Origin of the sequence: Adlercreutzia sp. ZJ141 (genome assembly GCF_011038965.1) — a bacterium.
In the GTDB taxonomy this organism is placed as follows: Bacteria; Actinomycetota; Coriobacteriia; order Coriobacteriales; family Eggerthellaceae; genus ZJ141.
In genome coordinates, this window is record NZ_JAAKEB010000031.1 from 1 (window position 1) to 9530 (window position 9530).

At 48.0% G+C, this 9530-nt stretch carries 9 protein-coding genes; 7 read left to right on the forward strand and 2 right to left on the reverse strand.

Annotated features, from left to right (window positions below; genetic code table 11):
• Positions 1-35: 35 nt before the first annotated feature.
• Positions 36-1868 (reverse strand): ABC transporter ATP-binding protein, encoded by a 1833-nt coding sequence (locus tag G7Y44_RS09915; protein ID WP_165249569.1) that lies wholly within the window; start codon positions 1866-1868, stop codon positions 36-38.
• 36 nt (positions 1869-1904) lie between these two features.
• Positions 1905-2690 carry an ABC transporter permease gene (locus G7Y44_RS09920; RefSeq protein WP_165249571.1) on the reverse strand — a complete coding sequence of 262 codons (786 nt, stop codon included), beginning with the start codon at positions 2688-2690 and terminating at the stop codon, positions 1905-1907.
• Between the two features lie 145 nt (positions 2691-2835).
• Here G7Y44_RS09920 and G7Y44_RS09925 point away from each other — a divergent pair, with 145 nt between their 5' ends.
• The 7 genes from G7Y44_RS09925 to G7Y44_RS09955 all read left to right on the forward strand — a co-directional run.
• Positions 2836-4758, forward strand: a complete 1923-nt coding sequence (locus G7Y44_RS09925; protein ID WP_165249573.1) for a glycosyltransferase — start codon at positions 2836-2838, stop codon at positions 4756-4758.
• Positions 4759-4816: 58 nt separating this feature from the next.
• Positions 4817-5722 (forward strand): glucose-1-phosphate thymidylyltransferase RfbA, encoded by a 906-nt coding sequence (gene rfbA / locus G7Y44_RS09930; RefSeq protein WP_165249575.1) that lies wholly within the window; start codon positions 4817-4819, stop codon positions 5720-5722.
• A 3-nt stretch (positions 5723-5725) separates the two neighbouring features.
• Positions 5726-6631: a dTDP-4-dehydrorhamnose reductase gene (gene rfbD, locus G7Y44_RS09935; RefSeq protein ID WP_165249577.1), complete on the forward strand. Its 906-nt coding sequence runs from the start codon at positions 5726-5728 to the stop codon at positions 6629-6631.
• Between the two features lies 1 nt (position 6632).
• The gene (gene rfbB / locus G7Y44_RS09940) at positions 6633-7643 is read left to right on the forward strand and encodes a dTDP-glucose 4,6-dehydratase (protein WP_165249579.1); all 1011 of its coding nucleotides are present in this window, start codon (positions 6633-6635) and stop codon (positions 7641-7643) included.
• A gap of 10 nt (positions 7644-7653) precedes the next feature.
• Entirely contained in the window at positions 7654-8238 is a 585-nt protein-coding gene (gene rfbC, locus G7Y44_RS09945; RefSeq protein WP_165249581.1) for a dTDP-4-dehydrorhamnose 3,5-epimerase, read from the forward strand.
• 131 nt (positions 8239-8369) lie between these two features.
• A complete protein-coding gene (locus G7Y44_RS09950) occupies positions 8370-8786 on the forward strand; it encodes a DUF4214 domain-containing protein (protein ID WP_165249583.1) in 417 nt (138 codons plus the stop codon).
• On the forward strand, positions 8746-9530 hold a 785-nt coding region (locus tag G7Y44_RS09955; RefSeq protein ID WP_165249585.1), incomplete at its 3' end, for a DUF4214 domain-containing protein. The genes G7Y44_RS09950 and G7Y44_RS09955, both read left to right, overlap by 41 nt.

Genomic DNA, 9530 nt, shown 5'->3' on the forward strand with positions numbered 1-9530 from the left:
GATCTTTTGTCGGCAATCGAGTTAGCGTCTAACGATCACTCCATAGATTTCAGGTTATGAAAAATGCAGTCCAACAAAGAGTAATCATCGATTGAAAAGGAGTTTTCGCTGCCGACAAAATGCAGAGCATGAATGTCGCTAATATGTTCTTTGATGAAATCTACGCATGCTGCCATGCTGTCTAAGTTCGTAAGATCTTCGAACAATACAACTGTACGCTCAGTATGGGAACAACTTGCAATACTGAAGGCATGAAGCCATTGGCTAGAGTCAATGGATAGAATGTAAACTTCGAAAGGCTTCTCTGCTGTTTCGCATGCCCATTGGGAGATTGATATGCAGCGTTTCCAGAGACTATCGTCGCTCGTTCCAATCATTTTGGTTGGTAAATGGTCTTTACAAATTCGGACAATAGAGGGATGAAGCGGACCAACAGCAATGATCTGGGACAATTCTTCTTTTGGATCATTGTCTAAAAGGTCGAGCAATTCGTTTTTCCCCACCTCCCCTTTGACTACCATGACAGGGCAATGGTCTCTTGCTAAATATGGGGAGAAGGCTAGAGCTTCAGCTTGACTCTCGAAGTCGATAACAACTAGGGTGGAGTCCCAGAGGTTCTTTTTGAGTCCGTACTTAATTATCTCCATTGAGTATAGTGGAAAATAGCCACTTCCGGAAAGATCGATGACTTCGGGTTTCCAATCTAAATTGGAACAGTATCTAATTATGCTATTGGTAGATTGGCCACAACTGACAAAGGTAATGGAATTAGGCTTAATTCGTTCAATGTAGTTCTTTACCGATATAGGAAGAGAGTCTGCTCGGGTTTGGAAAACGGGAGTGCAAGGGTTGGAACAAAGACTATTAGCGTATATCGAGTTGATATGTGTGGAAGCCAATGCAATAACGACAGAGTTGTCATCTTCGGGTTTTTCAGGTGATGTACCTCTAGATGCCAGCAAAAGTGTTGGAATTTCACAAGGATCACTTTCTGTAATTAGATGTGCTGCATGTTGCTGGTTGTTCAGGGATGATATTAGTAGATTGAAGAGAAACACTTCACTTTCGCTTGAGCCCTTTCGTCCCCCGAGCGCTCCATAGGCAAGGCAAACTTGCTGAGAATCTCCTTGAATGCGTGTGTGACCCTTCTCTATCCAGATTGCTTTGTTGCACAGTCGGGATATTTGATTGTTATCGTGCGAGACTACAAGAACTGTGACATTGTGCTTAGTGATGAGTTCTTCGATACGTTTCTCGCACTTTTTCTGGAACATGAAGTCGCCAACTGAGAGAACCTCATCAACGAGCAAGATTTCCGGTACTATAACTGTTGCGATAGCGAAGGCGATGCGCGCTATCATGCCGGACGAGTAGTTCTTCAGCGGCATATCCAAAAAATCACCGATTTCGGCAAAGTCGACGATTTCGTCGAAATGTTGACGAATGAACTTTCTGCTGTATCCAAGAAGAGCTCCGTTAAGATAGATGTTCTCGCGTGCTGTTAGATCCATGTCGAAGCCAGCACCAAGCTCGATGAGCGGTGCTATGCTGCCGTTCACGGTACAGGCACCATGCGTTGGCTCAAGGACGCCTGCGATAATTTTCATCATTGTTGACTTGCCGGAACCATTGGTACCCAATATTCCAAAGACGTCGCCTTTTTTCACCTCAAAGCTGATGTCTTGTAAAGCTAAGAACTCTTTAAATACGAGCTCTCGGCGTGCTATGGCTATAGCGTATTCTTTAAGATTGTTAAGCTGTTCGCTGGCTATATTAAAGGCCATGGTCACATGGTCAACCTTGACCATGGTTGCACTATCGGTTTCTTTTGCTTTGTGCTCGAGCACGTTCCGCTCTGCATTGGTCATATTGCTCACTCCAAATTGATAACAAAAGAAAGATACTTAAATGTAGAGAATGAATTTCTTTTCGACCATCTTGAAAACAAGTAACCCGACAAGGAAGGTTATGATCGCAAAACCGAAGCACTGCAAGTTGAACATGATACTTGGCGTGGTTGCATAGAGCATGATGTCGCGAAAGTATGAAACGAAATAGAACATAGGGTTAAACTTCTCCACCATGATCATCCAATCGGGGAGAATACTGACGGGATAGAACAGCGGGGTAGCATAGGTCCATGCGGTGAGAAACACCCCCCACAAATGAACGACATCTCGAAAGAACACAGCAAGGCTCGACAACATCATGCTCAAGCCCATACTGAACAGAAGAACGAAAACAACCAGAGGTAAAGCGTAGATTATTCTCCATGTAGGTGCAATTTGGAACCAAAGCATGACGATGGCTACAGCAATAAGGGAGAAGCCAAAGTTGATGCACTGAAACAAGCACTTTTCGATAGGGAAGACAATCTTATCAATGCGAATTTTCTTGATGAGGGAAGCAGAGTCGATGATGCTCCGCAAGGATGAGCTTGTCGAGTCACTCATGAGGTTGAAGATGATCTGTCCCAAGATGAGATACAAGGGAAAGTTTTCAATGTCAAATTTGAAAAAAGCACTAAAGACGGCACTGAGAACGCACATCATGAGCAAAGGATTAAGAACGCTCCATAAGACTCCGAGAAAGCTGCGGCGATATTTTAATTTGAAGTCCCTACCAACCAATGAGGTGATGACGAACCACTTGCGACGAAGTTCGCTGTTCGCAGCATTGTCTCTCTTCACACTGTCTCCTTGTTCTGCAAATCGTTGAGAGCATTATATCTTAGAATGCAAACAAAGGGTGCCGGTGCCGCTGAAGGAGGTGGTACGCCGGTCTAACCGTCTTGATAGTGTCTGATGGTTCTGTCTTTAACAATACTCTCGCCTGTTGTGCTTAACAGGGCAATTAATCATAATACTGGCAAATGGGCTGGATGAGATTGCGAATAGCATTTGTTTGCCTTTTAAAAGGGGAGTGGATATGTCTACTTATAAAGCAGAATTTCTTTCTTGTTGTGTTCCAGGCAAGGTGGAAGTAATGGCTCGAAAGGACTTTTCTCACGCATTCGAGATCAATGCATGCGATGAGGAGCTGGTAAAAAGCGAATGCATCCTTTTTGCTCCTTTTCGATACGAGATAAGCAATGATGGACGTGCGCGCCTTTACGAGTGTGCGATGAAGTTTGACAGACATGGAGTGGTTTTTCCTTATGCTGGCGTCCGCTTGACGGACTCCGACGATGCGATCGGGTCGTTGCCGGAGACATCCATCTTCCTTCTCCCTTTGCACGATTGTGTACTTGTGCGAAGCGACATTTTCAGGCGTTTTGGTGGGTTTGAGCTTTTTGATGAGTTTAGTTACGCCATCGCGGAATTTGCCGTCAGGGTAAACAGATATGGGTTTTCGTGTGTTCAGGCAAATCAGGTGCTCATCCCTTCTGATGCGGTGAGCTTCCTTGATCAGAATTCGTTCAAGAAAGCTTTAGGTAGGGATTATCCAGAAGTACTTGGGAAAGAGGTTCTTCAGGAGAACCTCTGGAGAGTTGAGTTTGCGAAAGCGCTATCTGTCACCTTGCGTAACAAGCCGAAAGTTCTTTTCGAGTATTCGAATATGGTGCCCTGGTACTGTGGCACTTCGGAGATGCAGCTTGCGGTGCTTGACTATTTTCTTAAGTTCTGTTCGGAGAAATACGAGATAGTCGTGCGATGTAATCACGAAGCAACTTTTTTTCACGGGTTGGCAGATCGTCCCTGTTTGTTGTTGTGTTCGGATAGTTGTGAAGAAGAGCTTCTGTTTGATATTGGGTTCGTTAGTGCTCAGCCCTTAGATATGGAGCAGCAGCTGTATCTAAATGATCATTGTATGCGCATTGTGTACACAATGCTTGACTGTATTTTGCTGCGGTCGGGGTATTTGGCGGCGGAGGAGCCATCGCGGGCTGATGTCGTTCGAGGTGGCTTGCGATATGCGGACGGAGTTATTGCTATTAGCGATTTCAGCAGGGCCGATTATCTTGACTTTTTCGAATGTGATAAGGCTATTGTGGCGAAGTTGAACAGGGTAGTCTATCTCTCATCCGATTCTGGGTCTCAGGATGAACCTGCATTAGCCGAACCTTTGCCTTTTGAGTCGTATGTACTTGTTGCTGGAAGCAAGTTTAAGCATAAGGCTCTTGTGGAGTTTCTTTCCGTTGCAAAAGAGTCGAAACGTAATTTTGTTATCGTGGGGTTTGATGAATTGGTTGCTGAAGCTCCGAATATAAAATGCTATCGAGGTGGCTTAGTTGACGATGAATTCCTTTCGGCTCTCTATTCGAATTGCGATTGCCTTGTTTTTCCGAGTCAATACGAGGGTTTTGGCCTGCCGATAACCATCGCGTGGAGACACGGAAAGAAAGTAGTTGCGTGCGATAATGACCTCAATCGAGAGCTGGCTGACCATTTTTCTAACATGCGAGATAACATTGCTTTCTTCATGACCTTTGACGAGATCGAAGCGACAATAGGGAATTTGTTAGAGAGTCCGTTCTCTGGCTCTTTTGAAATGTCGTGGAGTTCGGCTGCTGCTGAGATTGAAGAGTTCATCGGCTATGTTCTGTCACGTGTGGTTGACTGGCCGTTGGTGGATGAGCGGCAGTGGTTTTGTCGTATGATTCGCGAGGCGAGACGCGTAGGCGAGGACTCGGTTGGCTTTAACCAACTGTTGGAAAAGCGGTATAAAGGGAAGCATTCTGTAATGTACAAAGTGATAAGCTGGATCCTGCACATTAGCCGATCATTTGTCGATTTTGTCAGAAGGGCGTGTGTTTGATAGACGGATCCAGCTCTTATAGTCTTAAATATCAAGTTTTAGAGGAGGAATTCGTTCTATGAAAGGCATTATTTTAGCAGGTGGCAGCGGCACACGCTTGTATCCGCTTACGTGTGTGACCAGCAAGCAGCTCTTGCCGGTTTACGATAAGCCTATGATTTATTACCCCCTCTCGGTGCTCATGATGGCCGGAATTCGTGACGTACTGATCATCTCTTCTCCTGTGGATTTGCCGAAGTTCGAAGCACTTCTAGGTGATGGTTCTCGGTATGGTGTTTCAATATCGTACGCTGAACAGCCTTCCCCAGACGGCTTGGCCCAGGCGTTTATCATCGGAGAAGAATTCATTGACGGACATCCTTGTGCTTTGGTTTTGGGCGACAACATTTTTTATGGTGGAGGTTTGCAAAAAATCCTAACCAAGGCGGTGCGCCGTTCTGAGCATGAGGGCGGTGCAACGATATTTGGATATCATGTGGATGACCCTGAGAGGTTCGGAGTTGTTGAATTTGATTCCGAATACAACGCAATTTCAATAGAGGAAAAGCCTCTTGAACCCAAGTCGAACTACGCAGTTACGGGGCTCTATTTTTACGATCAGAATGTTGTTGAGTTTGCGAAAGAAGTCAAGCCTTCCGCGCGTGGTGAGCTGGAGATCACGGATCTTAATCGAATGTATTTGGATAGAGGGATGCTTAACGTGGTTACCTTGGGACGCGGTTACGCATGGCTTGATACAGGAACGATAGAGTCTCTTTTCGAGGCGTCTGAATTTGTGCGTGCAGTCGAACGATCTCAGGATCTGCCGGTGTCGGTGCTCGAAGAGATCGCATTCGAGCACGGTTGGATTACGAGGAATCAGTTGCTCGAGGCGGCTGAGCGCTACGGGAAGGTTGAATACGGGCGCTTCTTGAAGAAGATCGCCGAAGGCGAGCTGGTGCCCGCTTCGAAGAGGGAGTATTAGGACATGCATATCCTAATCACAGGAGCAAAAGGCCAGCTGGGCAACGAAATTGTTCGGTGTTTGCGGTCTATGTCAGCGGAGATTGGCTCCCTGCCAGTGCAGTATGAGAATGCTACATGGGACGCCGTGAACCACGAAGCGCTTGATGTGACTGATTCTTTTGCTGTTGAGGAGTGGTTCAGGGGTCACAAGTACGATCTTGTGATAAATTGTGCTGCTGACACGAACGTTGATGGTTGCGAGCTGCATGAAGAGGTCTCTTATTCGGTTAACGCGATAGGTTCCGAGAATCTGGCTCGCGCTGCAGCCGAACAAGACGCCAAGATCGTTTACATTTCAACAGACTATGTTTTTCCGGGAAATGTATTTGGTGAGCGTGAGGAGTCTGACGAGGTAGAACCCGTAAGTGCGTATGGGAGAACGAAGCTTGCTGGGGAGAGACTTGCGATGGCGGCAAACCCGAAGTGCTTCGTTGTGCGTACTGCGTGGTTGTATGGATATGTGGGTCAAAACTTCGTAAAGACCATGCTGCGCTTAGGCTCGTCACAAAAGAGCATTTCGGTTGTTGACGATCAGCTTGGGAACCCCACGTCGGCGAATGATCTGGCTTACGTGATACTGAAGATAGCGGCCTCAGATTATTACGGTGTGTTTCATGTCACTAATGAGGGGATATGTTCTTGGGCTGATTTTGCAACACATATCATGGACAAAGCCGGTTTGCTTTGCAAAGTGATTCCAGTGTCAAGCGCTCAGTATAAGAAGGATAATCCTCTCTCGGCTGAGCGGCCGCGATTTTCTGCTCTGCGCAATAGACGTCTCTCTGAAACCGTGGGAAACGAAATGCGCCCTTGGGACAAGGCTGTTGATATGTATCTTGAACGTTTGAAAGAGATGGAGGAGCGATAGCATGGCCGATCCGAAGAGAATAATCGTTACGGGTGGTTGCGGCTTCATTGGCTCCAACTTTGTGCATTGGGTGGTGAGGAATCAGCCTGAGGTGCATGTTACGGTTCTTGATAAGCTAACGTATGCAGGCAACTTGGATAACATTGCGGGTTTGCCACAGGATCGCGTTTCGTTTGTCCACGGCGATATTTGTGACAGCGATTTGTTGGACACGCTTGTGCCCGAATGCGATGCAATCGTCCACTATGCAGCTGAGTCTCATAATGACAATTCGATAGCCGATCCGTTGCCGTTTATTCGCACGAATGTTTTTGGCACGTATGCGTTGCTTGAGGCTTGTCGAAAATACGATGTGCGCTTTCATCATATTTCCACTGATGAGGTGTACGGCGATTTGGCGCTTGACGATCCGTCTCGTTTTACTGAGGACACTCCATATAAACCCTCGTCGCCGTATAGCTCGACAAAGGCTGCTTCCGATATGCTCGTGCGGGCGTGGGTGCGAACCTATGGAGTGCGAGCCACTATCTCGAACTGCTCGAACAACTACGGACCTTTCCAGCATGTTGAGAAGTTCATTCCTCGACAAATCACCAACATTATCTGCGGAATTAGGCCAAAGCTGTATGGAGATGGCCGGAATGTGCGAGATTGGATTCATGTGGAGGATCACTCTTCGGCGGTGTGGCTTATTCTGACTAAGGGACGAGTGGGGGAGACTTACCTTATCGGGGCTGATGGCGAAAAGAGCAACATCGATGTATTACGCAGTATTCTCGAGAGCATGGGTATGTCCGCCGACTCCTTTGATTGGGTTCGCGACCGCTCCGGACATGACCGCCGCTACGCCATTGACAGTACGAAGCTGCGTACCGAACTCGGCTGGATCCCTCAGCACGTTGATTTCGACAGCGGTTTGAGCCAAACAATTCAATGGTATAAGGAAAACACTCAGTGGTGGCACTCCTCTAAAGAGGAAACAGAGAAAAAGTACCAGGCGATGGGGCAGTGAGGTGCGAAGCGTGACTGCGGGAGATTGCGTGACGTCGGGCAATTTTACTTTTAGGGAAACGGCCATAGAAGGTGTCAAAGTTGTCGACGTAAAATCGTACAGTGATCAGCGTGGCTATTTCATGGAAACATACAAGCGCTCTGATTTTGTAAAGGGCGGGATAGACGTAGAGTTCGTTCAAGACAACCAGTCTTCGTCTACTAAAGGCGTGTTGCGTGGTCTGCATTTTCAAATAGAACACCCTCAATCAAAGCTCGTACGCGTAATATCTGGCAAAGTATTTGACGTCTGCGTTGATTTACGACCCGATAGCGTAACGTACGGACAGTGGGAGGGGATTATCCTTTCCGCGGAAAGCCGCCGACAGTTTTTTATTCCCAGGGGTTTTGCCCATGGGTTCTTGGTTCTTTCCGAATCTGCGGAGTTCTGCTACAAATGCGATGACATCTATCATCCTAACGATGAAGGTGGAATTGCATGGAATGATCCAACTTTAGGAATCGTGTGGCCGCCGCTCGATGGCGATATGGCATTCGACAATTCCAAGTTGATCATTTCAGCGAAAGACATGCATTTAGGATTTCTGGCGGATTAAGACTGCTGGTGAGTTGACATTTGCCGGATTTGGGGTGGTGGTCTATTGTTGCTGGAGGTTGACAGTAATGCTGTGGTGTACAATTGTCGCTGTGAGTTGTACCGATTGGGGATTGCGTTATGGAGGTTTGAATGAGCACTAAGACTTGCCAAAGACTCTGTGCTGTTGCGCTGGCGGCTCTGTTGGGCGTATGCGCTACTGCTGTGGTGGCTTTTGCTGATACTGGTGAAACTAAATCTGGAGTAGTCGAAACGACAACAGCAGATAATTCGCTTTATATGCCGTCGTCTTCTTTTGGTAGTAGCGATAGGGTAGATACGTCTGAGGTTGATCTGGGTGACACCGAGGATGTTGTGAGTCCAGACGAGCAAAACGATGGCGTGACGGGGTTTGTTACGAGGTTATATCAGATTGTCCTTGAGCGTATCCCCGATGAGGGAGGTCTCAACGCTCACTGCGCCGCTCTTCTCTCAGGAGTCTCGGCGGCCGAGATAGCAAAACGATGGCGTGACGGGGTTTGTTACGAGGTTATATCAGATTGTCCTTGAGCGTATCCCCGATGAGGGAGGTCTCAACGCTCACTGCGCCGCTCTTCTCTCAGGAGTCTCGGCGGCCGAGATAGCCAATGGTTTCTTCGTCTCGGAAGAGTTCATCAATCGTGGTCTCAGCGATGACGAGGCTGTCGAGATCGCCTACCTCACCATGCTCGGCCGCGAGCCCGATGCCACCGGTCTCGACAATTGGACGTCCCAAATGGAGAAGGGGTGTTCCATAAGCTACGTCGTGGACGGCTTCGCGCAGTCTCCCGAGTTCAAGGAGCTCTGTGCTGAGTGGGGTGTGACCCCTGGGAGGGTCGACCTTGTTCAGCCGCGCGACAGGAATGCCAAGGTGACGGGTTTCGCAGTTCGCCTCTACAAACTTGTTCTCAATCGTTCCTTCGATCCCGATGGTCTCAACGCCCAGTGCGCCGCTCTTCTCTCAGGAGTCTCGGCGGCCGAGATAGCCAATGGTTTCTTCGTCTCGGAAGAGTTCATCAATCGTGGTCTCAGCGATGACGAGGCTGTCGAGATCGCCTACCTCACCATGCTCGGCCGCGAGCCCGATGCCACCGGTCTCGACAATTGGACGTCCCAAATGGAGAAGGGGTGTTCCATAAGCTACGTCGTGGACGGCTTCGCGCAGTCTCCCGAGTTCAAGGAGCTCTGTGCTGAGTGGGGTGTGACCCCTGGGAGGGTCGACCTTGTTCAGCCGCGCGACAGGAATGCCAAGGTGACGGGTTTCGCAGTTCGCCT

Bases quoted from the DNA above. Each gene is read 5' to 3' on its own strand.
- G7Y44_RS09915 (WP_165249569.1), bottom strand. From the start codon at position 1,868: ATGACCAATGCAGAGCGGAACGTGCTCGAGCACAAAGCAAAAGAAACC.
- rfbA (WP_165249575.1), top strand. From the start codon at position 4,817: ATGAAAGGCATTATTTTAGCAGGTGGCAGCGGCACACGCTTGTATCCG.
- rfbD (WP_165249577.1), top strand. From the start codon at position 5,726: ATGCATATCCTAATCACAGGAGCAAAAGGCCAGCTGGGCAACGAAATT.
- rfbB (WP_165249579.1), top strand. From the start codon at position 6,633: ATGGCCGATCCGAAGAGAATAATCGTTACGGGTGGTTGCGGCTTCATT.
- G7Y44_RS09950 (WP_165249583.1), top strand. From the start codon at position 8,370: ATGAGCACTAAGACTTGCCAAAGACTCTGTGCTGTTGCGCTGGCGGCT.